Genomic DNA, 22,674 nt, shown 5'->3' with positions numbered 1-22,674 from the left:
CCCGGCGCCGCCCGCGGCCCGTCCGCCGGTCGCGGCACCCCGCCCGGCGCACACAGCACTCAGGACCCGCCGGGCACCCGCAGCGCGCCCGGCCTCCCCGGACCGCCCGGTCATACCGGTGATCCCGGTGACCGCGGTGGTGCCCGAGAACGCACAGGAGGGCGGTCCGGTGACCCCGGCGCCCGAGAACGGAGACGCCCGATGACCACCACCGCCCTGCTGCGCACCGCCGACGAGCTGCACGCGCGCGCCCCCCGAGGCCGCCGCGCCGTCGTGATGACCATGGGCGCCCTGCACGACGGCCACGCCACCCTGATCCGCACCGCGCGGGAGATCGCCGGCCCCGAGGGCGAGGTCGTGGTCACCGTCTTCGTCAACCCGCTGCAGTTCGGCGCGGGCGAGGACCTCGACCGATACCCGCGCACCCTGGAGGCCGACCTGAAGGTCGCCGAGCAGGCGGGCGCCGACGTGGTGTTCGCGCCGTCCGTGGAGGAGGTCTACCCGGGCGGTGAGCCCCAGGTGCGCATCACCGCGGGCCCCATGGGCGAGCGCCTGGAGGGCGCCTCGCGCCCCGGGCACTTCGACGGCATGCTCACCGTCGTCGCCAAGCTGCTGCACCTCACCCGCCCCGACGTCGCCCTGTACGGCCAGAAGGACGCCCAGCAGCTCGCCCTGATCCGCCGCATGGTACGCGACCTGAACTTCGGCGTGGAGATCGTCGCCGTGCCCACCGTGCGCGAGGACGACGGCCTGGCCCTGTCCAGCCGCAACCGCTACCTGTCCCCGCGGGAGCGGCACACCGCCCTCGCCCTGTCCCGCGCCCTGTTCGCGGGCCGCGACCGGCACGCCGCCCAGGAGGCGCTGCGCGCCCGGGCCCGCGAAGTGCCCTCCACACGCGCGCGTGCCGAGGCCCTGAGCGCCCTGGGGGAGTCCCGGGCGGCCGCCGACGCCGCCGCCGTGGCCAAGGCGTCCCCCGGCGCGGCCGACGCCGTCCGCGCGGCGGCCCGGACGGTCCTCGACGGGGCCGCCCGGCTCGCCCCGCCGCTGGAACTGGACTACCTGGCCCTGGTGGACCCCTCCGACTTCACCGAGATCGGGGACGACTTCACCGGCGAGGCCGTCCTCGCCGTGGCCGCCCGGGTCGGCACGACCCGGCTGATCGACAACCTGCCGCTGACCTTCGGCGCGCCCGAGGCCCCCGTCGCCGCGGTCACCGCGGCCACCAACGACACCGTGGCCACCAACGACACCCTGGCCACCCCCGTCACCTCCGACACCGCCACCACCCCCGGATCCGCCGAAGCCCCCGCATCCGCCGAACACCCCGGAGCCGCCTCGTGACCAGCACAGGCACCAGCACAGGCATACGACTGCACGCGCCCGCCCCCGGGTGGTCCCTCGACGCGGACGTCGTGATCGTCGGCTCCGGCGTGGCCGGCCTGACCGCCGCACTGCGGTGCCAGGCGGCCGGCCTGGCGACGGTCGTCGTCACCAAGGCCCGCCTCGACGACGGCTCCACCCGCTGGGCCCAGGGCGGCATCGCCGCGGCCCTCGACGAGGGCGACACCCCCGAGCAGCACCTGGACGACACCCTGGTCGCCGGGGCCGGCCTGTGCGACGAGGAGGCCGTGCGGATCCTCGTCACCGAAGGTCCCGGCGCGGTGCGGCGGCTGATCTCCACCGGCGCGCAGTTCGACACCGACGACACGGGCGTCATCCACCTCACCCGCGAGGGCGGCCACCACCGGCGCCGCATCGTGCACGCCGGCGGCGACGCGACCGGCGCGGAGGTCTCCCGGGCGCTGGTGGAGGCCGTACGCGCGCGGGGCGTGCGCACCGTCGAGAACGCGCTCGTGCTGGACCTGCTCACCGACGCCGAGGGCCGTGCCGCCGGTGTCACCCTGCACGTCATGGGCGAGGGCCAGCACGACGGCGTGGGCGCGGTGCACGCGCCCGCCGTGGTGCTCGCCACCGGCGGTATGGGCCAGGTGTTCTCCGCGACCACGAACCCGTCCGTGTCCACGGGCGACGGCGTGGCGCTCGCCCTGCGCGCGGGCGCGGAGGTCTCCGACCTGGAGTTCGTGCAGTTCCACCCGACCGTGCTGTTCCTCGGTGCGGACGCCGAGGGCCAGCAGCCGCTGGTGTCGGAGGCGGTGCGCGGCGAGGGCGCCCACCTGGTCGACGCCGACGGCGTGCGCTTCATGGTCGGCCAACACGAACTGGCCGAGCTGGCCCCCCGGGACATCGTCGCCAAGGGCATCCTGCGCCGCATGCTGGAGCAGGACGCCGAGCACATGTTCCTCGACGGCCGGCACTTCGGCCGTGACATGTGGGAGCACCGCTTCCCGACGATCCTGGCCGCCTGCCGCGCCCACGGCATCGACCCGGTCACCGAGCCCATCCCGATCGCCCCGGCGGCCCACTACGCCTCCGGCGGCGTGCGCACCGACTCCCACGGCCGGACCACCGTGCCGGGCCTGTACGCGTGCGGGGAGGTCGCCTGCACGGGCGTGCACGGCGCCAACCGGCTCGCCTCCAACTCCCTGCTGGAGGGCCTGGTCTACGCCGAGCGGATCGCCGCGGACATCACCCGGGAGCGGGAGAGCGGCGGCCTGCGCGCGCGCGTGCCGCAGCCCGTCCCGTACGCCGACCGGCCCGCCCACCCGCTGCTCGCGCCCGAGACCCGGTTCACGATCCAGCGGATCATGACGGAGGGCGCGGGCGTGCTCCGCTCGGCCGCCTCCCTCGCCGGGGCCGCCGACCGGCTGGAGCGCCTGCACGCCGAGGCGCTGAGCGCCCTGGAGGACCACGGCAAGACCGCCGAGCCCGGCGTGGACACCTGGGAGGCCACCAACCTCCTGTGCGTGGGCCGCGCCCTGGTCGCCGCCGCCCGGCTGCGCGAGGAGACCCGCGGCTGCCACTGGCGCGAGGACCACGCCGACCGCGACGACGCCCACTGGCGCCGCCACATCGTGGTACGCCTGAACCCGGACCGGAGCCTGGCCGTGCACACCACGGACAGCGCAGACTTCCCCCCGACCCCCCGCGCCCCGCCCGTCCCAGGAGCAGTGACACACGTGAGCACCGACGACCTTCCCCTCGCCCCGACCGGCGGCTGCGGCGACGGCTGCGCCTGCGGCGCGGACGGCGACGAGGAGTACCTCGAGTGCGGGCTGGACCCCGCGCTCGCCCAGCTCCTGGCGGACGCCGGGCTCGACCCCGTGGAGGTCGAGGACATTGCGAACGTCGCCATCCAGGAGGACCTGGCCCACGGCGTGGACGTGACGACGGTCGCGACCATCTCCGAGGACGCCGTGGCCACCGGCGACTTCACCGCGCGCCAGGCCGGCGTGGTGGCCGGTCTGCGCGTCGCCGAGGCGGTCCTGTCGGTCGTCTGCACGGACGAGTTCGAGGTCGAGCGGCACGTCCTGGACGGCGACCGGGTGGAGGCCGGGCAGAAGCTGCTGTCGGTCACCACGCGCACGCGTGACCTGCTGACCGCCGAGCGCAGCGCGCTGAACCTGCTGTGCCGCCTGTCCGGCATCGCCACCGCCACGCGCGCGTGGGCGGACGCCCTGGAGGGCACCAAGGCGAAGGTGCGCGACACCCGCAAGACCACGCCGGGCCTGAGGTCCCTGGAGAAGTTCGCCGTGCGCTGCGGCGGCGGCGTCAACCACCGCATGTCGCTGTCGGACGCGGCCCTGGTCAAGGACAACCACGTGGTGGCCGCCGGTGGTGTCGCGGCGGCCTTCGACGCCGTGCGGAAGGCCTTCCCGGAGGTGCCGATCGAGGTCGAGGTCGACACGCTGCACCAGCTGCGCGAGGTCGTGGACGCGGGCGCCGACCTGATCCTGCTGGACAACTTCACGCCCGGGGAGTGCGAGGAGGCCGTCGCGATCGTCGACGGCCGCGCCCTGCTGGAGGCCTCCGGCCGGCTCACCCTCGACAACGCGCGCGCGTACGCGGAGACCGGCGTCGACTTCCTGGCCGTGGGCGCCCTGACCCATTCCTCGCCGATCCTGGACATCGGCCTGGACCTGCGCGAGGCGGGGGAGTAGGACCGTCCATGCTGCTGACGATCGACGTAGGCAACACGCACACCGTCCTCGGCCTGTTCGACGGCGAGGACATCGTCGAGCACTGGCGCATCTCCACCGACGCGCGCCGCACCGCGGACGAGCTGGCGGTGCTGATGCAGGGCCTGATGGGCATGCACCCGCTGCTGGGCGACGACCTGGGCGACGGCATCGACGGCATCGCGATCTGCGCGACCGTGCCGTCGGTGCTCCACGAGCTGCGCGAAGTCACCCGCAGGTACTACGGCGACGTGCCGGCCGTGCTGGTCGAGCCCGGCGTCAAGACGGGCGTGCCGATCCTGTTCGACAACCCCAAGGAGGTCGGCGCCGACCGCATCATCAACGCGGTCGCCGCCAACGAGCTGTACGGCGGCCCGGCGATCGTCGTCGACTTCGGTACGGCGACGACGTTCGACGCGGTCTCCGCGCGCGGGGAGTACGTCGGCGGGGTCATCGCGCCCGGTATCGAGATCTCCGTGGAGGCCCTCGGCGTGAAGGCGGCGCAGCTGCGCAAGATCGAGGTGGCCCGCCCGCGCAGCGTGATCGGGAAGAACACCGTTGAGGCCATGCAGGCAGGCATCGTCTACGGCTTCGCCGGCCAGGTCGACGGGGTGGTCAGCCGGATGGCCCGCGAGCTGTCCGACGACCCGGACGAGGTGACCGTCATCGCGACCGGCGGCCTGGCGCCGATGGTGCTCGGCGAGTCCGCCGTGATCGACGAACACGAGCCCTGGCTGACCCTGATCGGCCTGCGCCTGGTCTACGAACGCAACGTCTCCCGGCTGTGACCGCGCGGCGGCGGGGGCGCGGGCGGCCCGAGCGGCCTGTGCGCCCGCCCGCCGCCGGCCCGGCAGGGCCGGGGGCACGGACGGTGGTCCCGCCCGCGTCTAGGATGATCGCCCGTTGAGCGTCGAGATGCTGGACTCGGGGGAGAGCATGAGCGCGGACCGACGGGGCCGGGGCCCCGCACGGTGGGCAGGCGCGGTCCTTGCCGCCATGGCTGTCATGGGCACGCTGACCGGCTGCGGCGGCCACGACACGGCCGACGCCCGGACCGGCGCGGCGACCGGTGCCACCGCGGCGACCGGCCCGACCCGGGCGACGGACCCAGCCGCGGCGTCGTCCCTGGCGCCCTCACCGGCGAAGAACCCGACCGACCAGCCCTCGCGCCCCACGCTGCCCCCGGTGCGCAAGCCGGTGCTGCACGTGCACCGCAGGTACACCTACACGGTGCAGATCCTCGACGCCCGGACCATGGTCGACGTGCCGGACGATCCGCCGCCGGCCGGCACGAAGGCGGTGGGCCTGCTGCTGCGGGTGGAGGCCGAGCCGCGCAACCGCAGCGTCCACGCGCCGTACGCGGACCTGGCCGTCGACTATCCCAGCCTGGAGGCGGAGAAGAACCAGTACATCGGGGGCGTGATGGACGGCGCGACGCCCTACATGACCGAGGACCAACTGCTCTTCGGTGACGACGGGGTGGCGGGCGTGGACCCGGTGTTCGGCACCCTGGAGGCGAACACCGTCTACTACCACTGGGCATGGCAGCTCGTGTCGGAGAAGGCGGACCTGACCGGCGCTTCCCTCTGTGAGGTGCGGCTGTCCGGGCGAAACTGCATCCCGATCGGAGCCATCACGGCCGATTCCTGACCCGCGCGGGCCCTTGCGCCGCCCGGGGGTTCCCGCGTCCGCGCGCAGGGCGCGCCAACGGCCGCGTCGTGTGTCGAATTTGTCCGATTAGCGCGTATGGTCGGGCCATGCCCACGCCATACGGAACCCGCGGCGGCATGGTGTTCGGTGCGGAGGAGCTGCGTGTGCTCCGCCGCGCCCTCGCCGTTGCCCTTCATGAACGTCCCGCCCGCGCCGAGGACGTGCAGGACTGCCTCCGGCTCGCCGAGTCGCTGGACGAGGCGATGCGCGAAGGTGCCCGGCTGCGCGCGTTCCTGGTGGCCGATCTCGCCCGCTACCGCGCCGCCCTGCCCGGCACGACCGTCGGCTACTGCGCCCTGCTGGCGGAGGCGCTGGACGGCGGGTACCGCCCGGGTTCCGACGACCTGGCGGCGCTGCGCGCCCTGCGCGGCAACCCGGCCGCCGCCGCCCTGTTGCGCCGCTGCGGCGCCCAGGAGCCCCCGCAGGCGCCCGGCACCGCGCCCGCCGCCGACCCTGATGAAGATGGAATTGAGAGCCATGAGTCAGTGGTCTTTTGTTTTTTTCCAAGCAAAGGACGGCACACGGGATTCCTGCCTCTCTGGTGGGCGCAGATATGTGAAAAAGAGCCAGCCCCGCCGGCAGTCCGCAGCCGCAGCAGCAGCGGCTCGCGGTGTAGCAGGCAGGGGACCGGTGCCGTCCCCCGCACGGCGGCACTACGCGCCACCCCGCCCCTGTTTGTCCCGCCGCCGTGGCTACTCTGGACCCATGGACTACGTCTCCGCACTCGTTCCGCCGGTCGTCATGGCCGTCTTTTTCATCGCTCTGGTCAGGGTGATCGTGAAGACCCAGGGCGGCGCAGCCAAGGCGAAGGAGGACGCCGCCGTGGACGCCGCCATGGCGCGTGCGCACAGCGGCGGGACCTCCCAGGGCGGCGCGGCCACCGACGCCTGACCCGCCGGGCCGGCCGGTCGAGGGACGGTCCGGCCGCCCTGGCCGGCACGCGCCCCGCGTGCGACCGGCGCCTTGCGCGGCGTACGGCCTCTGCCGGTGGACCCCTCCCGCCGGACACGGGTCGTACGTCCTTTTTGTTCACATTTGCTGGCATAGTGCCCGTCCGGCACGCCATGACCCGCATTAACCACTATCGTCTGAGTTGTGCCTCGCCCCCTGGGAGAACTCGAAGACGCGGTCATGACACGGGTGTGGAAGTGGAACCGCCCGGTGACCGTTCGGGAAGTCCTGGAAGACCTCCAGCGGGAGCGGTCCATCGCGTACACCACGGTGATGACCGTTTTGGACAACCTCCATCAGAAGGGCTGGGTGCGCCGCGAGGCGGAGGGCCGGGCCTATCGATATGAGGCGGTCTCCACACGGGCCGCCTATGCCGCCGCGCTGATGAACGACGCCTGGTCGCAGAGCGACAACGCCGCGGCCGCTCTCGTCGCCTTCTTCGGGATGATGAGCGACGAACAGCGCCAAGCGCTGCGTGATGCCGTACGCATCGTCGAAGGCACCAGGGAAGGCCGCACGGAAGGCATCACGGGACGTACGGCCGAAGGCGCCGCCGGAGAACCCGCTCGCGAACCTGCCGAACACCCGGCCGAACCCGCCGGAGAAGGCGCGCGGGAAGACGCCGGCGAAGACACCGGGGAACGACCCGCGGAACACCCCGGCGATGACGTGCCGGAAGTCACCGGCGAAGTCCCGGATACCCCCGAAGCGGCTCCGGCCGGCGAAACCGCCGGTACCGCCGAATCCGGCGACCGGAACCCCGGCTCCGCGCAGGGCGGCCACGGGCGATAGCGTCCGCTCATGTCCGCAGAGCGTCCCGAAGTCACCGCAAAAGCCATCACCGTCCGACGGGCCCGGACCGGCGATGTCCCGGCCGTGCGCCGGCTGCTGGACACCTACGTGCGCGAGCGCATCCTGCTCGACAAAGCGACCGTGACGCTTTACGAGGACATCCAGGAGTTCTGGGTCGCCGAACGCGACGACAACGCCGAGGTCGTCGGCTGCGGCGCACTGCACGTGATGTGGGAAGACCTGGCGGAAGTGCGCACCCTCGCCGTGAAGCCGGGCCTGAAGGGCGCCGGCGTCGGCCACCAGTTGCTCCAGAAGCTGCTGCAGACCGCGCGCTGGCTGGGTGTTCGCCGCGTATTCTGCCTGACCTTCGAAGTGGAGTTCTTCAGCAAGCACGGCTTCGTGGAGATCGGTGAGACGCCGGTCGACACTGATGTCTACGCCGAGCTGCTGCGTTCCTATGACGAGGGCGTCGCGGAGTTCCTGGGCCTCGAACGAGTGAAACCGAACACCTTGGGCAACAGCCGGATGCTTCTGCATCTGTGACCGACCGGTGCGGCAGAGGGAACCCTATGTCCGAAACGCGCATGTTTCCGCGCCGGGGTGAGGGTCCGGGCTCGGCCAGGGGTTTGTGTTTTTCGGGCAAAAGCGGTTTGCTTTCCGACGTACTGCAGTACTGCATATAACAGGGGACGGCGAAACGGCGGACGCCGACCAACCCCGGCCCTCACGTTATCGATGAAAGGAAATCCGGTGGCACAGAAGGTTCAGGTCCTTCTTGTCGACGACCTCGACGGCGGCGAGGCGGACGAGACCGTGACGTTCGCGCTGGACGGCAAGACGTACGAGATCGATCTCACCACCGCCAACGCGGACAAGCTCCGCGGCCTTCTCGAGCCGTACGTCAAGAACGGGCGCCGTACCGGCGGCCGTGCTTCCGGCGGCCGCGGAAAGGCCCGCGCCGCTTCCGGCGGCAGCCAGGACACCGCGCAGATCCGCGCCTGGGCGAAGGCGAACGGCTACGAGGTCAACGACCGCGGCCGGGTCCCGGCGAGCATCCGCGAGGCCTACGAGAAGGCCAACGCCTGACGCGCGGCCGAGCCGAGACCGACGGCCGCCGCCCGGCCGGCTCCAGGCGGGCGGCGCGAGGCTACGAGAGGTCCGGCCCGCGGCCGCACGCGCGCCGCAGCCGGAGCCGGTGGCAGTGCGCTGCCACCGTGTCCACGACTCGTACGAGATCGGGGGAGCCCCCGCTGCCCCCCAAGGCCGACAGCGTCGGCAGCGAGGCATCGACCTCGCACCCCGGACCGGGGGGCCGCAGCCACACGGCGGCCCCCTGCGAGACGGAACGGCCCCGGGCGGGCGGCCGTGCCCCGGCCGCCCCGGCACCGGGCGGCGGCGCGTCCATCAGCGTGCCCGCGCCCAGCGCCACCAGGTCCAGGTCGATCCCGCCCCACTCCAGCCACTGCAGCAGTCCCGGCAGCTCCGGAGCGCTGCCCGCGGCCACCAGCAGCCGCATCCGGTCGGCCTGGGCGGCCACCGGAGAGGCGGGCCCCAGATGGCGCAGTGCCGCACGCCCGGCCTCGACCGGCACGTCCAGGACGTCGAAGCGGCGGCCCACGACAAGTCGTACCGGTGTGCCGGGCACCGTCGCCCAGCCGAGTTCGTTCTCGTACCAGTGCCGGATCCACGCCTCCGGGCCGAGCGGCCGACGGGGCGAGGGGAAGGGCACGGGGAGCGTGGGGAGGCTGCCGACCATGACCGGTGCAACCGAGGGAGAGAGCCGATGGTTACTCCGAGTGCCGTCACGTATGCGCCACGTGCTGAAATGCGGGGCGCTCGGAGGGCGGACGGGGCGCAAGGTTGTTCGCCCATAGCGGAGGGAACCGGTGCGCGCCGCATGGAGTGTCAGTCCCTGCGGGTAAGACATCCCTAGTGGGAGGGGGCGACACGCAGGCCGCACCCGGGCAGCGGAGCCCCACGTTCGCCATCGGCGTACTGGCGACTGGGGTAACTGCCTGGCCTGCGGGAACATCGTCTCGCACCATCGGGTTGGAGCAGATGTCGGCGTTCGGGGTCAGGAGGCCATCGACGGTGTCGGCAGTTGGAATGAGCGGTCCCCGCTTGCGGGACTAAGCTGCGGAAGGACAGGGAGGGGAAGTTCCCCTTACTGCCTGACCGCTCTGAGGAGCGATTAACGATGTTCGAGAGGTTCACCGACCGCGCGCGGCGGGTTGTCGTCCTGGCTCAGGAAGAAGCCCGGATGCTCAACCACAACTACATCGGCACCGAGCACATCCTCCTGGGCCTGATCCACGAGGGTGAGGGTGTCGCCGCCAAGGCCCTTGAGAGCCTCGGGATTTCGCTCGAGGCGGTCCGCCAGCAGGTGGAGGAGATCATCGGCCAGGGCCAGCAGGCGCCGTCCGGTCACATCCCCTTCACTCCCCGTGCCAAGAAGGTGCTGGAGCTGTCGCTCCGCGAGGCGCTTCAGCTGGGCCACAACTACATCGGCACGGAGCACATCCTGCTCGGCCTGATCCGCGAGGGCGAGGGCGTGGCCGCCCAGGTCCTGGTCAAGCTGGGCGCAGATCTGAACCGCGTGCGGCAGCAGGTGATCCAGCTGCTCTCCGGTTACCAGGGCAAGGAGACCGCCACCGCCGGCGGCCCTGCGGAGGGCACCCCCTCGACGTCCCTGGTCCTCGACCAGTTCGGCCGGAACCTCACCCAGGCGGCCCGCGAGTCCAAGCTCGACCCGGTCATCGGGCGCGAGAAGGAGATCGAGCGGGTCATGCAGGTGCTGTCCCGCCGTACCAAGAACAACCCGGTCCTGATCGGTGAGCCCGGCGTCGGCAAGACCGCCGTCGTCGAGGGCCTGGCCCAGGCCATCGTCAAGGGCGAGGTGCCCGAGACCCTCAAGGACAAGCACCTCTACACCCTGGACCTCGGTGCCCTGGTCGCCGGCTCCCGCTACCGCGGTGACTTCGAGGAGCGCCTGAAGAAGGTGCTCAAGGAGATCCGCACCCGCGGCGACATCATCCTGTTCATCGACGAGCTGCACACGCTGGTCGGTGCGGGTGCCGCCGAGGGCGCCATCGACGCGGCTTCGATCCTGAAGCCGATGCTGGCCCGCGGTGAGCTGCAGACCATCGGTGCCACCACCCTGGACGAGTACCGCAAGCACCTGGAGAAGGACGCGGCCCTGGAGCGCCGCTTCCAGCCCATCCAGGTCGCCGAGCCGTCCCTGCCGCACACCATCGAGATCCTCAAGGGCCTGCGGGACCGGTACGAGGCGCACCACCGCGTCTCCATCACCGACGAGGCGCTGGTCCAGGCCGCCACCCTGGCCGACCGGTACATCTCCGACCGCTTCCTGCCGGACAAGGCGATCGACCTGATCGACGAGGCCGGCTCCCGGATGCGGATCCGCCGGATGACCGCGCCGCCGGACCTGCGGGAGTTCGACGAGAAGATCGCCGCCGTGCGCCGGGACAAGGAGTCCGCGATCGACTCGCAGGACTTCGAGAAGGCCGCCTCCCTGCGCGACAAGGAGAAGCAGCTCCTGGCCGCCAAGGCCAAGCGGGAGAAGGAGTGGAAGGCCGGCGACATGGACGTCGTCGCCGAGGTCGACGGCGAGCTGATCGCCGAGGTCCTCGCCACGGCCACCGGCATCCCGGTCTTCAAGCTGACCGAGGAGGAGTCCAGCCGCCTGCTCCGCATGGAGGAGGAGCTGCACAAGCGGGTCATCGGCCAGGACGACGCCGTCAAGGCGCTGTCCAAGGCGATCCGCCGTACGCGTGCGGGTCTGAAGGACCCCAAGCGCCCCGGTGGCTCGTTCATCTTCGCCGGCCCGTCCGGTGTCGGTAAGACCGAGCTGTCCAAGGCGCTGGCGGAGTTCCTCTTCGGTGACGAGGACGCGCTGATCTCCCTCGACATGTCGGAGTTCAGCGAGAAGCACACGGTCTCCCGCCTCTTCGGTTCGCCCCCCGGCTACGTGGGCTACGAGGAGGGCGGCCAGCTGACGGAGAAGGTGCGGCGCAAGCCGTTCTCGGTGGTCCTCTTCGACGAGGTCGAGAAGGCCCACCCGGACATCTTCAACTCGCTGCTGCAGATCCTGGAGGACGGTCGCCTGACCGACTCCCAGGGCCGGGTCGTGGACTTCAAGAACACGGTCATCATCATGACGACCAACCTCGGCACCCGGGACATCTCCAAGGGCTTCAACCTGGGCTTCGCGGCCTCGGGTGACACGAAGACCAACTACGAGCGCATGAAGAACAAGGTCCAGGACGAGCTGAAGCAGCACTTCCGGCCCGAGTTCCTCAACCGCGTCGACGACGTGGTGGTCTTCCCGCAGCTGACGCAGGAGGACATCCTGCGGATCGTCGACCTGATGATCGGCAAGGTGGACGAGCGCCTGAAGGACCGGGACATGGGCATCGAGCTGTCCCAGTCCGCCAAGGAGCTGCTGTCCAAGAAGGGCTACGACCCCGTGCTGGGCGCCCGGCCGCTGCGCCGGACCATCCAGCGCGAGATCGAGGACTCGCTGTCGGAGAAGATCCTCTTCGGCGAGCTGCGCCCCGGCCACATCGTGGTCGTGGACACCGAGGGCGAGGGCGAGGACAAGACCTTCACCTTCCGCGGCGAGGAGAAGTCGGCCCTGCCGGACGTCCCGCCGATCGAGCAGGCGGCCGGCGGAGCCGGTCCGAACCTGAGCAAGGACGCGTAAGCGTTCCGGGCATGTGAAGGGGCCGGTGCTTTCGAGCACCGGCCCCTTCGGCATGTCCGGACGGCGTGTCCCGACGGACCGCTCCGTACGCCCTACGACAGTTGCCCGTCGTAGTCCGGCAGCTTGAACGTCCGCTCGGCGTGGCCGCCGGTCAGGTCGGTGGCGCTGTTGCCGATGTTCGCGATGATCGTGTAGCCGGCGTTCTCGATCCGGACGCGCTGGGCGGGCTTGTAGGCGGCGACGTCCTGGAAGAGGTCGAGCAGGCCGCGGACGTACAGGCCGGAGACCTCGTAGCCGTCGTGTTCGAGGTTGTACTCGGTCGGCGCCTTGATGATGCCGGGGCGGGCGGTGACGAAGAACAGCGCGACGCCGTGCTCCTGCGCGTACCGGGCGACGTCGAGGACGGGCCGGTTGGCCGGTTGGGGGTAGCGGAAGCCGAAGTCGGTCTCCAGGGCCGTGTTGTCCACGTCGAGGACGACGGCCTGCTTCTCGCCCGGCCGGGCGCTCGCGACGCGCTGCTTCAGATAGGGCAGGGCCTGGTCCATCACGGCCTGGCAGTCCTGCTGCCAGGTGGCGTGGTCGACCGTGCCGGAGGCGGCCGCGGTGGCCGCCATGTCCGCGGACTGCTGAGCGGCGGTCGGGTGCGCCGGGGCGGAGGCGACCGTATGCGCCGGGGCGGGGGCCGGTTGCGCCGCCCGGCCGCCCGCTGCGTGCGCCGACGGCGCCGACGCGGCGGCAGGGCCGTCCGGCGCCGCCTGCGCGGCCACCGGGACGGCCAGCGCCGTGACGGCCACCGTGGCCAGGGCGGTCGTGGCGATGCGGCGCGTGAAGGTGCCTGGGGTCATGGGGGTCCTCTCCCGTCCGTCCCACTGCGCGGTTGTTGTGGGCATGCTCATGCAGCAGAGTGGCGGAAGGGGAACCGGATGATTACCAGGCAGTAACTCTGCTGAGACGGGAGCCACATGAGCCCCGTCACACGAAAACCCCGCGACCCGGGGCTTATCAGTGACATGCGGCACAGGCGTTTTGTCCGGTACTAGGGGTCTTAGTGACGGACATGCGCCGATAAAGCGGGCATTTCCCCGCGAGAATTGCCGGTGGATGGGGGTTTAACAGGCGTTTTGTCCCTAATGGGCGTGCTGTCAAGAGACCTGAATCACTGACCCCTCTTACTAGTTTCGGTCGTAGTGGGGGTGTTTGAGGGGCGATGACGGGCCGGGTTACCAAGGTGGGGCCCGCCCGGCGAACGCATAGGCGTCCGGGTGGTCCTCATGTCCCCCACCCGCAGAGGTTTCGATGTTCCAGCGCGCCACGTCCCGTTCCGCCCGTGCGACCAAGCTCCGTACCCGTGCCGCCGTCCTCGCCGCCGGCCTGGGAGTCTCGGCCGCCGTGGGCGCGGGAGTAGCGAACGCCGCCGAGACCACGGCGGCCCCCACCGCCGCCGCTGCCGCCACGTCGGCCGCCGCCTGGATCGACCCGGTGCAGCACTACACGCTCACCGCGACCTTCGACCAGGGCGGCAGCCACTGGATGCACAAGCACAGCGGTCAGGACTTCGCCGTGCCGATCGGCACGAACGTCGTCGCCGCGCACGGCGGCACCGTCGTCAAGGCCGGCCCCAACGGCGGCGGTGACGGCCCCGCCTACGGCAACGCCATCGTCATCAAGCACGCCGACGGCCTGTACACCCAGTACGCCCACCTCTCCCGCATCGACGTGAAGGTCGGCCAGGTCGTCTCCACCGGTCAGCACATAGCCCTGTCCGGCAACACCGGCAACACCACCGGCCCCCACCTGCACTTCGAGGTCCGTACGACCCCGAACTACGGCTCGGCCGTCAACCCGGTCACCTTCCTGCGCGCCCACGGCGTGAAGGTCTGAGCGACCGCCTGAACGAGGGCGACCGCCCGCACGTCTCCCCGCACCGCCGTCCGCTGCTCGCGCAGCGGGCGGCGGTGCGCTGGTGTCCGCCGGGCGTCAGGCGTCGCCGTGCGCGCCCTGGTGGGCCTGGGTGACCAGGTCGATCGCGACCTCCAGGACGGCCTTGCGCCGCTCCTCGGGGTCGCCTTCGAGGTCCTGCATGACGAACATGCCGGCGTGCAGCGTGAACAGGGCGCTGACGCAGCGGACCTGGTCGGTCAGGCGCGCCTCCGGGTCGATGATGATGTCCCGCAGACCCGTCATCCGGCTCTTGAAGGTGTCGCCGATGCGCAGCTCCCGCACCGTGGCCTGGTTCTCCTGCATGAAGCGGAACAGCGGCGCGGCAGCGGCCAGGGCCTCGCTGTAGCGGCGCACGATCTCCTGTTTGGTCTCCAGGGTGTGCGGCTGCTGCCGGCCCCACTCGATCAGCTCGCCCAGCGGCCTGGTCAGATCCTCGAAGAGACTGACGATGATCTCTTCCTTGGTCTTGAAGTGGTAGTACAGCGCCGCTTTCGTGACGCCCAGGCGCTCGGCGATCTCCCGCAGCGAGGTCTTCTCATAGCCCTGCTCGGCGAAGAGTGCGAGCGCCACGTCCTGGATGCGCTGGCGGGTGTCTCCGCGGCGCTGTTGCTTGGTGCCGTCCATGGTGCCGCCCATCCTCGTACTCCTCGCGCTCCCTGAAAACTTACCTGCCGCCCGGTCAGCACAAACTTACTTGACGCCCGGCTAGTAGCGCTCTACCTTCGGAGTGAAGCAACTTGCCGGTCGGCAAGTAAGTAGTGAGTCACATCTGGGGGAGTCGCGAGGATGGCGCAGGCAGTCATAGCCGAGACGGAAGCCGGTTCGGCCGGCAAACAACCCAAGAGCGTGCGGGTCGTGCTGCTCGCGCTCATGATCGCGATGATGCTCGCGATGCTCGACAACATGATCGTGGGCACGGCGATGCCCACGATCGTCGGCGAACTCGGCGGTCTGGAGCACCTCTCCTGGGTAGTGACCGCCTACACCCTGGCGACGGCCGCGGCCACGCCCCTGTGGGGCAAGCTCGGGGACATGTACGGGCGCAAGGGCGCCTTCATGACCTCGATCGTGATCTTCCTGGTCGGCTCGGCGCTCAGCGGCATGGCGCAGAACATGGGCGAGCTGATCGGCTTCCGGGCCGTGCAGGGCCTGGGCGCGGGCGGTCTGATGGTCGGCGTCATGGCGATCATCGGTGATCTCATCCCGCCGCGCGAGCGGGGCAAGTACCAGGGCATGATGGCGGGCGTCATGGCGCTCGCGATGATCGGCGGCCCGCTGGTCGGCGGCACCATCACCGACAACTGGGGCTGGCGCTGGGCCTTCTACATCAACCTGCCGCTCGGCGCGGTGGCCCTCGTCGCGATCAGCGCCGTCCTGCACCTGCCGAAGAAGCGCGCGCAGGCCCGGGTCGACTACCTGGGCGCCGCGCTGCTGACCCTCGGCATCAGCGCGATCGTGCTCGTCACCACCTGGGGCGGCACCGAGTACGCCTGGACCTCCGCGCGGATCATGGAGCTGATCGCGATCGGCGTCGCCGCGCTGGTCGGGTTCGTCTTCTGGCAGACCAAGGCCGCCGAGCCGATCGTGCCGCTGCACATCTTCCGCAGCCGCAACTTCACCCTGATGTCGCTGATCGGCTTCATCACCGGCTTCGTGATGTTCGGTGCGGTGCTGTTCCTGCCGCTGTACCAGCAGTCGGTGCAGGGTGCCTCGGCGACCAACTCCGGCCTGCTGCTCCTGCCGATGCTGGGCGCGATGATGGTCGTGTCGCTGATCGCCGGCCGGGTCACCACGAACAGCGGCCGGTACAAGATCTTCCCCGTGGCCGGCGGCGTCCTGATGATCGTCGGGCTGTACCTGCTGTCGCTGATGGACACCGGCACCACTCGCCTGACCTCCGGCCTGTACATGGCGGTGCTCGGCGCGGGCATGGGCTGCCTGATGCAGATCACCATGCTGGTCGCGCAGAACAGCGTCGAGATGAAGGACATGGGCGTGGCCTCCTCGTCCACCACCCTCTTCCGCACCCTCGGCTCCTCCTTCGGCGTGTCGATCATGGGCGCGCTGTTCAACCACCGGGTCCAGGACGTGATGGCCGAGCGGGCCGGCGCGCTGGGGTCGAAGATCACGGAGCAGTCCGCGCAGCTGGACGCCAAGAGCCTGGAGAAGCTGCCGGCGGTGGCCCGCGAGGCCTACCAGCACGCGGGGTCGGCCGGCACCCACTCGGCGTTCCTGCTGGGGTCGGTGGTGGCGGTGATCGCCCTGGTGGCGGCGGTGTTCGTCAAGGAGGTGCCGCTGCGGGGAGCGGGACCGGCCGCGGCGAAGCCGGACCCGCAGGACGGCCCGGCGTCTCGCGAGGGCGTCACGGAAGCGGTCTGACCCGCACGGTGCGGCACCCGGACCCGTCCGCGCCCCCGAGGCGCGGCACCCGGACCCGTCCCGCGCCCCCGAGGCCCGGCACCCATCGGTGCCGGGCCTCGCCCATGCCCCCTGCGTGCCCGCTGCGTGTCCCTTGCGTGCCCTCTGCACGTCCCTCGCAGTTCCCGTGCACGTCCCGCGCGGCCGGGGCGGACCGCACCCGGCCGCCCGTTGTCCGGCCGCCCGTTGTCAGTGCCGCGTGCCACCATCGGCCGTATGGAAGCAGTGGCGCAGGCGGTGGCGGGCAGGATGCGGCAGTTGCGGCGGGCCAAGGACGCCATGGACCGCGACTGGGCGGACCCGGACCTCGACTTGGACACGGTGGCGGCCCACGCCGGGTACTCGCGCTACCACTTCATACGGGCCTTCAAGGAGGCGTACGGCGAGACGCCCGGCCAGTACCTGACCCACCGCCGCATCGAGCGGGCCGAGGACCTGCTGCTCACCGCGAACCTGTCGGTGACCGAGATCTGCACCCTGGTCGGCTTCAGCAGCCTGGGCACGTTCTCGGCGCGGTTCAAGACCTGGACCGGACTCACCCCGAGCGAGTACCGCGCCCGGCACGTCGGCCGCGGGGCGGCGCTCATCCCCGGCTGCTACGCCATGCTCTGGGCGGGCGGCTTCCGGCCCGGCGGCGCACCGGCCCGGCACCGCAATTCCGAAGAAGCGCCCTGATCGCCGCCCTGCCTACGGTGGCAGGGCAACAGCGTCCTGTGCCCCGAAAGACAACGTTCGCCCCGTCGTGAGCGTGGCCTGCCGGGCACCAGCACCCCCGGGAGACACGATGATCAAGGGGCTCGCCATCGCCACCGTCTGGGTCCTCGACCAGGACCGGGCCAAGGAGTTCTACACCGAGAAGCTGGGCCTGGAGGTCCGTACGGACCTGAGCATGGGGGACGGCGGGATGCGCTGGCTCACCGTCGGCGCCCCCGACCAGCCCGACGTGGAGCTGACCCTCATGGTGCCGGGGCCGCCCGCGATGGATCCCGAGTCGGCCGAGATGATCAAGAAGCTGGTCGCCAAGGGCGCCTTCGGCGTGGGCGTGCTGGCCACCGACGACATCCACGGTGACTACCGCAGGCTCAAGGAGCGCGGGGTGGAGTTCCTGCAGGAGCCGCAGGAGCGGCCGTACGGCACCGAGGCGCTGTTCCGGGACGACTCGGGCAACTGGTTCTCCTTCACCCAGCGGCGCGAGGGCGACCTGGACCTGGACAAGGGCTGGTCGTAGCCCCGCCGGGGCCGGGGCGGGCGGTGGCCCGGCCGGGGACGGCGCCGCCGTCCCCGACGGCGTCACCTGCTCTGCTGGGGCAGCATCGGGTAGCTGCCCGTGTTCGTCGGCGCGTGTTCCGGCAGCCACAGGACCGCGACCGCGCCCTCGGCCGGGACGTGCTCGGGGGCGCCCGCGGGCCGTACGTTGCGGAAGGTCAGCCGGGCGCCTAGGACCCGGGCCTGGCCCGCGGCGATGGTCAGGCCCAGGCCGTGGCCGTGCCCGGCGCGGTCCGCGCTGCCGGTGCGGAACCGGCTCGGGCCCTCGGCCAGCAGTTCCTCCGGGAAGCCGGGGCCGTGGTCCCGCACCCGGATCACCCGGCCCTCCACGGTCACCTCGATCGGCGGCCGGCCGTGCCGGGCGGCGTTGGCGAGCAGGTTGAACAGCACGCGCTCCAGGCGCCGCGGGTCGGTGGTGACCTCCGACTCGTGCACCACCCGCACCTCGACGTCCGGGTCCTTCGCGGCGACCCGCCGGGTGACGAACTCGCCCAGCAGGATGTCCTGCAGCTCGGCCCGCTCCGAGGCACCGTCGAGCCGGGCGACCTCCAGCACGTCCTCCACCAGGGTGCGCATCGCCTTGGCCCGGTCCAGGACCAGCTCCGTGGGCCGGCCCGGCGGCAGCAGCTCGGCCGCCGTCAGCAGCCCGGTGACGGGGGTGCGCAGCTCGTGCGCGATGTCCGCGGTGACCCGCCGCTCCGCCTCCAGGCGCTGCTGCAGCGCGTCGGCCATCGCGTCCACCGCGCGCGCCAGGTCGTCGGTCTCGTCCCGTACGACGCCGCCGATGGCGTCGCGCACCCGTACGTCCGTCTCGCCCTTGGCGACCTGGTTGGCGGCCGCGGCGGCCTTGCGCAGCCGGCGCGAGAGCTGCCCCCCGATGAGCACGCCCAGCGCGCTGCCGCCCAGGACGACCGCGATGGATCCGATGACCAGGGCCTGGTCGAGGTCCTGGAGGATGTCCGTGCTGCGGTCGGTGAAGTGCGTGTGCAGGGACAGTACGTGCCCGCCCTTGATCGGCGTGGCCGCCCAGATGTCCGGGGCGCCGCCCGGGTGGTCCGTGACGTAGGTGGCCCGCCGGCCCCGCTCGACCTTTTCGCGCAGCGCGGCGGGCAGCGCCGGGTCGTCGATCTTGTACGTCCCGGAGGCCGGCCGCCGGCCCGGGCGCTCGTAGATCGGCTGGGCGAACTGCAGCCGCTGGTCGGCGAGGTCGCGGGCGTTGTCCAGCATCGAGACCCGGGCGGCGTTGTGCACCACCAGGCTCAGCGCGATCGCGACCAGCGCGCCGACCAGCGCGATGGCCGCGCTGAGCTTCCATCTCAGCCCGGTACGCATCTCCGCCTGCTCCAGGCGCTCGGGGAGCAGGCGCCGTGTGCTGCCTCGCATGCGGCCGCCCCGCTCAGGACTTCAGCTTGTAGCCGAAGCCGCGGACCGTCTCGATCCGGTCCTGGCCGATCTTCGTGCGCAGCCGTTGCACGTGGACGTCGACGACGCGGGTGTCGCCGCCCCAGCCGTAGTCCCACACCCGCTCCAGGAGCTTGTCCCGGGAGAGCACCGTGCCCGGCGCGGCGGAGAACTCCAGCAGCAGCCGCATCTCCGTCGGGGTCAGCGCCACCGGCTGCCCGGCCCGGCGCACCTCCATGCCCTCGGTGTCCACCTCCAGGTCGCCGAAGGTGAGCACACCGCCGGTCACCGCGGCGGAGCCGGACTCCCCGCGGGCGCCCGCCGCGTGCCCGAAGCGGCGCAGCACCGCCCGGATGCGGGCGACCAGGACGGCACCGTCGAAGGGCTTGGTCACGTAGTCGTCGGCGCCCGCCTCCAGGCCCAGGACGACGTCGATGGAGTCGGCGCGCGCCGAGAGCATGATCACCGGCACCGTCGACTCGTCGCGGATCCGCCGGCACAGGCTGACGCCGTCCAGGCCGGGCACCATGACGTCCAGCAGCGCGATGTCCGGCCGCTTGGCCCGGAACGCCTCCAGGCCCGACAACCCGTCGGGCATGGCCGTGACCGCGAAGCCGTCCCGCTCCAGGGCGAGCTGCGTGGCCTCGCGGATGACGTCGTCGTCCTCGACGAACAGGACGTGGGTCTGCTCTGCCATCCCGGTGCTCTCAGTCCTCGTCTGCTTCGGTGCTGCGACCGCGGCCGGCGGTGCGGTCGCGGCCGGTGGTACGGGGTCCGGCTCCATGGTGCGGGTTCCGGCCGGTGGCGCGGGGTCCCGGCCGGGCGCGCCCCGTCGGCCCGCCGTGCGCCGCCCGTCACGGTGCGTGCGGCGGCCGGTGCCACCGGCGGAGGCCGGGCACGGCCCGACCGGCGGCCGCCGGCTCAGTTGTCCGGCGCCGGCTCCGCGCTGGCGGCGCCGCCGACGGCCTTGCTGTACTCGTTGCGGGTGCTGAAGACCTTGGTGAAGCCGCTCCCGGACCAGCGGTAGGTGATCACGTCGTCGGCGGACGGGTTCGAGACGGGGTCGCCCTTCTCGTACACCTGCTTGGTCACCACCAGGTCACCGCGGTCGATCTCGGCGTAGACCGGCGGTTCCTCGGCCCTGAACACGTTCTCGTACCGGTCACCCTGCTCACGGTACACATAAGAACCCATCCCGACCGCGTCCCCGCAGGTCAGCACGTTGATGACGATGTCGTCGGCGGAACCGCCGGTCAGCTTGCCGTAGGAGACGTCGACCGGGTACTGGTCGGCCGTGCACGGCTTCAGGCCGCGCTTGACCGACGCCGAGACCTTCGGGTCGTCCTTGACCAGCCGGACCGCGTCCACCGCCGGCCGCGGGGAGTCGCTCGCGCTGGGGGAGGGGCTGGCGGGCGGGACCGCCACCGTGCCGGCGCCGGCCGGTCCCTCGTCCCGGGCTCCGGTGCCGCCCGTGCCGCAGCCGGACAGCAACAGGCCGAGGGCGGCGAGCACGGCCACCGCCGCGATCACCGCCGGAACAGTCCCCCGGGCCGGGGTGCAGCTCTCAGGGCCGGACCCGGCCCCGCCGCTCAGGCCGCGCAACGCTCCCGCTCCTCACGCTCCAGCGCGCGTGCGTCCAGATCGCGGGCCTGAAGCTCCTCGCGGAGCCGGGCGAGCGCCCGGTGCAGCGTGCTCTTGACCGTACCCGTGGACATGCCAAGGGCAGCGGCCGTTTCCTCCGTGGACATCTGCTCCCAGTGTCGCAGCACCACGACGCTGCGCTGCTTGGGAGCGAGAACTTTCATGATGTCCATCAGCAGGGCGCGGTCGGCGTGCTGCTCGGTGGAGTCCTCCACCGAGGCGTCCGGCAGCTGCTCGGTGGGGACCTCCTCCAGCTTGCGGGCCCGCCACCACTCGGTCCGCGTGTTGATCATGACGCGGCGCAGGTAGGCGTCGGCGAGCCGCTTGTCGGCGATGCCCTCCCAGCGGCCGTAGGTGCGCACCAGCGCGGTCTGCAGCAGGTCCTGGGCGTCGACCGGGTCCGGCACCAGCCGGCGTGCGCTGCGCAGCAGGGCCTCCTGCCGGGTGCGCACGTACTCCTCGAACTCGAGCACCTCTCCCTGCGCCATGATCAACCGCCTCCGTCCCCGTTGTCCCGGCCCACCGTCGCCGGGTCCCACGCCGTGTGCGGGCCGGCTGTGGTCGGCAGCCGCCCGGTGCCCTTCGGCGGGCACGCGATCGAAGGTACGGAGGGGTTGTCACGGCGTTGTCCGAGGCAGCCTGCGGACAACGCGCGGCTGTGCGTCAGTTGTGTAACGGACGGAGAAAACGGGCGGGATGGCGCTCCGACTTTTCCCGTTTCGGGGTGGTTTGTCGCCTTGGATGATATGCGGACGCGGTGCGCGAAGGCCCGCGCCGCCTCCTGAACCTGTGGGACGCCTGTGAGGTGAGGGTGGGTCAGGTGTGGGGGTGTCAGGTCAGGGGCAGCCGGTACAGCCCGCCCGGCAGCGGCTCGACCAGACCGTCCGAGACGAGCCCGTCCAGTGCCCGTGCGCGCTGCACCGGTTCGTGCCACACCCGGTCCAGGACCGTCTGCGGCACCGGCGCGTGGGCCTCCCGCAGCACGGCGAGCAGCTTGCCGCGCACCTGCCGGTCGGTGCCGGCGTACGTCTGCCCCCGGCGCGGCGGGCCGTCGTGCTCCGGCTTGCCCGCCAGCCGCCAGGCGCAGTGCGCGGCGATCGGGCAGCGGTGGCAGGACTCGTTCTTCGCCGTGCACACCAGCGCGCCCAGCTCCATGGACGCGGCGGCCCAGCGGGCCGCGGTCCGCTCGTCCTCGGGCAGCAGGGCCCGCGCCAGGCGGCGCTCGGCGGCGGTGGTGGCGTTCGGCGGGTACTGCACACCGGTGACCGCGCGGGCCAGGACCCGGCGGACGTTGGTGTCCAGCACGGCATGGCGCTGGCCGTAGGCGAACGACGCGACCGCGGCCGCGGTGTACTCGCCGATGCCGGGCAGCGCGAGCAACTGGGCGTGCTCGGTGGGCACGTCGCCGCCGTGCCGTTCCGTTATGGCGACCGCGGCGCCGTGCAGGCGCAGGGCGCGGCGCGGGTAGCCGAGCCGGCCCCAGGCGCGCACGGCCTCGCCGGGCGCCTCCTTGGCGAGGTCGGCGGGCCGGGGCCAGCGCTCCAGCCACTGTTCGTAGACGGGCAGGACGCGGCTGACGGGGGTCTGCTGCAGCATGAACTCGCTGACCATCACGCCCCAGGCGCCCGCGTCGGGGCGCCGCCAGGGCAGGTCGCGGGCGTTGTCGTCGAACCAGCTGATGACCTGGGTGTGCAGGGTCTCGCCGAGCGGGGTGCCGGGCACGCCGGCGGGGCGGCCGGCGACGGGGGCCGGGGC

21 protein-coding genes and 1 pseudogene are annotated in these 22,674 nt (G+C 72.0%); 14 read left to right on the top strand and 8 right to left on the bottom strand.

Features of this window, described 5'->3' with window-relative positions; genetic code table 11:
• Positions 1-201 precede the first annotated feature (201 nt).
• The 9 genes and pseudogenes from panC to GV126_RS16395 all read left to right on the top strand — a co-directional run bounded on the left by panC (position 202) and on the right by GV126_RS16395 (position 8,615).
• Positions 202-1,341: a pantoate--beta-alanine ligase gene (panC, locus tag GV126_RS16435; protein ID WP_159667248.1), complete on the top strand. Its 1,140-nt coding sequence runs from the start codon at positions 202-204 to the stop codon at positions 1,339-1,341.
• Positions 1,338-3,056 (top strand): annotated as a pseudogene (locus GV126_RS36530) (L-aspartate oxidase); the annotation flags it as partial. The gene panC and the pseudogene GV126_RS36530, both read left to right, overlap by 4 nt.
• A 12-nt stretch (positions 3,057-3,068) precedes the next feature.
• Positions 3,069-4,058 (top strand): carboxylating nicotinate-nucleotide diphosphorylase, encoded by a 990-nt coding sequence (nadC, locus tag GV126_RS36525; protein ID WP_236570264.1) that lies wholly within the window; start codon positions 3,069-3,071, stop codon positions 4,056-4,058.
• A gap of 8 nt (positions 4,059-4,066) precedes the next feature.
• Positions 4,067-4,864 carry a type III pantothenate kinase gene (locus GV126_RS16425; RefSeq protein WP_159667242.1) on the top strand — a complete coding sequence of 266 codons (798 nt, stop codon included), beginning with the start codon at positions 4,067-4,069 and terminating at the stop codon, positions 4,862-4,864.
• A gap of 217 nt (positions 4,865-5,081) precedes the next feature.
• Entirely contained in the window at positions 5,082-5,726 is a 645-nt protein-coding gene (locus tag GV126_RS16420) for a hypothetical protein (protein WP_159667239.1), read from the top strand.
• Between the two features lie 765 nt (positions 5,727-6,491).
• The gene (locus tag GV126_RS16410) at positions 6,492-6,677 is read left to right on the top strand and encodes a hypothetical protein (RefSeq protein ID WP_159667236.1); all 186 of its coding nucleotides are present in this window, start codon (positions 6,492-6,494) and stop codon (positions 6,675-6,677) included.
• 240 nt (positions 6,678-6,917) lie between these two features.
• Entirely contained in the window at positions 6,918-7,529 is a 612-nt protein-coding gene (locus GV126_RS16405; RefSeq protein ID WP_159673786.1) for a BlaI/MecI/CopY family transcriptional regulator, read from the top strand.
• 9 nt (positions 7,530-7,538) lie between these two features.
• Positions 7,539-8,072 (top strand): amino-acid N-acetyltransferase, encoded by a 534-nt coding sequence (locus GV126_RS16400; RefSeq protein ID WP_159667233.1) that lies wholly within the window; start codon positions 7,539-7,541, stop codon positions 8,070-8,072.
• Positions 8,073-8,279: 207 nt separating this feature from the next.
• Entirely contained in the window at positions 8,280-8,615 is a 336-nt protein-coding gene (locus tag GV126_RS16395; RefSeq protein WP_028420959.1) for a histone-like nucleoid-structuring protein Lsr2, read from the top strand.
• A gap of 61 nt (positions 8,616-8,676) precedes the next feature.
• On the opposite strand, the gene GV126_RS16390 is transcribed toward GV126_RS16395, so the two are convergent.
• A complete protein-coding gene (locus GV126_RS16390; protein ID WP_159667230.1) occupies positions 8,677-9,285 on the bottom strand; it encodes an SCO3374 family protein in 609 nt (202 codons plus the stop codon).
• Positions 9,286-9,726: 441 nt separating this feature from the next.
• Here GV126_RS16390 and GV126_RS16380 point away from each other — a divergent pair, with 441 nt between their 5' ends.
• Positions 9,727-12,252 (top strand): ATP-dependent Clp protease ATP-binding subunit, encoded by a 2,526-nt coding sequence (locus GV126_RS16380; protein ID WP_028420957.1) that lies wholly within the window; start codon positions 9,727-9,729, stop codon positions 12,250-12,252.
• A 92-nt stretch (positions 12,253-12,344) separates the two neighbouring features.
• On the opposite strand, the gene GV126_RS16375 is transcribed toward GV126_RS16380, so the two are convergent.
• Positions 12,345-13,097 carry an HAD family acid phosphatase gene (locus GV126_RS16375; RefSeq protein ID WP_159667227.1) on the bottom strand — a complete coding sequence of 251 codons (753 nt, stop codon included), beginning with the start codon at positions 13,095-13,097 and terminating at the stop codon, positions 12,345-12,347.
• A gap of 451 nt (positions 13,098-13,548) precedes the next feature.
• Here GV126_RS16375 and GV126_RS16370 point away from each other — a divergent pair, with 451 nt between their 5' ends.
• Positions 13,549-14,133, top strand: a complete 585-nt coding sequence (locus tag GV126_RS16370) for a M23 family metallopeptidase (protein ID WP_159667224.1) — start codon at positions 13,549-13,551, stop codon at positions 14,131-14,133.
• A gap of 96 nt (positions 14,134-14,229) precedes the next feature.
• Here GV126_RS16370 and GV126_RS16365 read toward each other — a convergent pair whose 3' ends face one another.
• The gene (locus GV126_RS16365; protein ID WP_159667221.1) at positions 14,230-14,829 is read right to left on the bottom strand and encodes a TetR/AcrR family transcriptional regulator; all 600 of its coding nucleotides are present in this window, start codon (positions 14,827-14,829) and stop codon (positions 14,230-14,232) included.
• 150 nt (positions 14,830-14,979) lie between these two features.
• On the opposite strand from GV126_RS16365, the gene GV126_RS16360 reads away from it, so the two are divergent.
• From GV126_RS16360 to GV126_RS16350, 3 genes are all read left to right on the top strand, one after another.
• Entirely contained in the window at positions 14,980-16,572 is a 1,593-nt protein-coding gene (locus GV126_RS16360; protein WP_159667218.1) for an MDR family MFS transporter, read from the top strand.
• 255 nt (positions 16,573-16,827) lie between these two features.
• Positions 16,828-17,286 (top strand): helix-turn-helix transcriptional regulator, encoded by a 459-nt coding sequence (locus tag GV126_RS16355; RefSeq protein WP_419795994.1) that lies wholly within the window; start codon positions 16,828-16,830, stop codon positions 17,284-17,286.
• A 109-nt stretch (positions 17,287-17,395) separates the two neighbouring features.
• A complete protein-coding gene (locus tag GV126_RS16350) occupies positions 17,396-17,839 on the top strand; it encodes a VOC family protein (RefSeq protein ID WP_159667215.1) in 444 nt (147 codons plus the stop codon).
• Between the two features lie 62 nt (positions 17,840-17,901).
• On the opposite strand, the gene cseC is transcribed toward GV126_RS16350, so the two are convergent.
• The 5 genes from cseC to GV126_RS16325 all read right to left on the bottom strand — a co-directional run bounded on the left by cseC (position 17,902) and on the right by GV126_RS16325 (position 22,641).
• Complete coding sequence (gene cseC / locus GV126_RS16345; protein WP_159667212.1) at positions 17,902-19,260, bottom strand: two-component system sensor histidine kinase CseC; 1,359 nt, start codon at positions 19,258-19,260, stop codon at positions 17,902-17,904.
• 13 nt (positions 19,261-19,273) lie between these two features.
• Positions 19,274-19,975 (bottom strand): two-component system response regulator CseB, encoded by a 702-nt coding sequence (cseB, locus tag GV126_RS16340; RefSeq protein ID WP_159667209.1) that lies wholly within the window; start codon positions 19,973-19,975, stop codon positions 19,274-19,276.
• Positions 19,976-20,199: 224 nt separating this feature from the next.
• Complete coding sequence (locus GV126_RS16335; RefSeq protein ID WP_202035145.1) at positions 20,200-20,880, bottom strand: hypothetical protein; 681 nt, start codon at positions 20,878-20,880, stop codon at positions 20,200-20,202.
• Positions 20,868-21,407, bottom strand: a complete 540-nt coding sequence (locus GV126_RS16330) for a SigE family RNA polymerase sigma factor (protein WP_028420948.1) — start codon at positions 21,405-21,407, stop codon at positions 20,868-20,870. The genes GV126_RS16335 and GV126_RS16330 overlap by 13 nt, the downstream gene beginning before the upstream one ends.
• 343 nt (positions 21,408-21,750) lie before the next feature.
• Positions 21,751-22,641, bottom strand: coding sequence for an iron-sulfur binding domain-containing protein (locus tag GV126_RS16325; protein ID WP_159673778.1), 891 nt, complete (start codon positions 22,639-22,641; stop codon positions 21,751-21,753).
• Positions 22,642-22,674: the final 33 nt, after the last annotated feature.

This window comes from Streptomyces mexicanus (genome assembly GCF_902506575.1).
GTDB lineage: Bacteria > Actinomycetota > Actinomycetes > Streptomycetales > Streptomycetaceae > Streptomyces > Streptomyces mexicanus.
The sequence above is the reverse complement of the archived record's forward strand: the minus strand, read 5'-3'. Positions and strand labels throughout refer to the sequence as shown.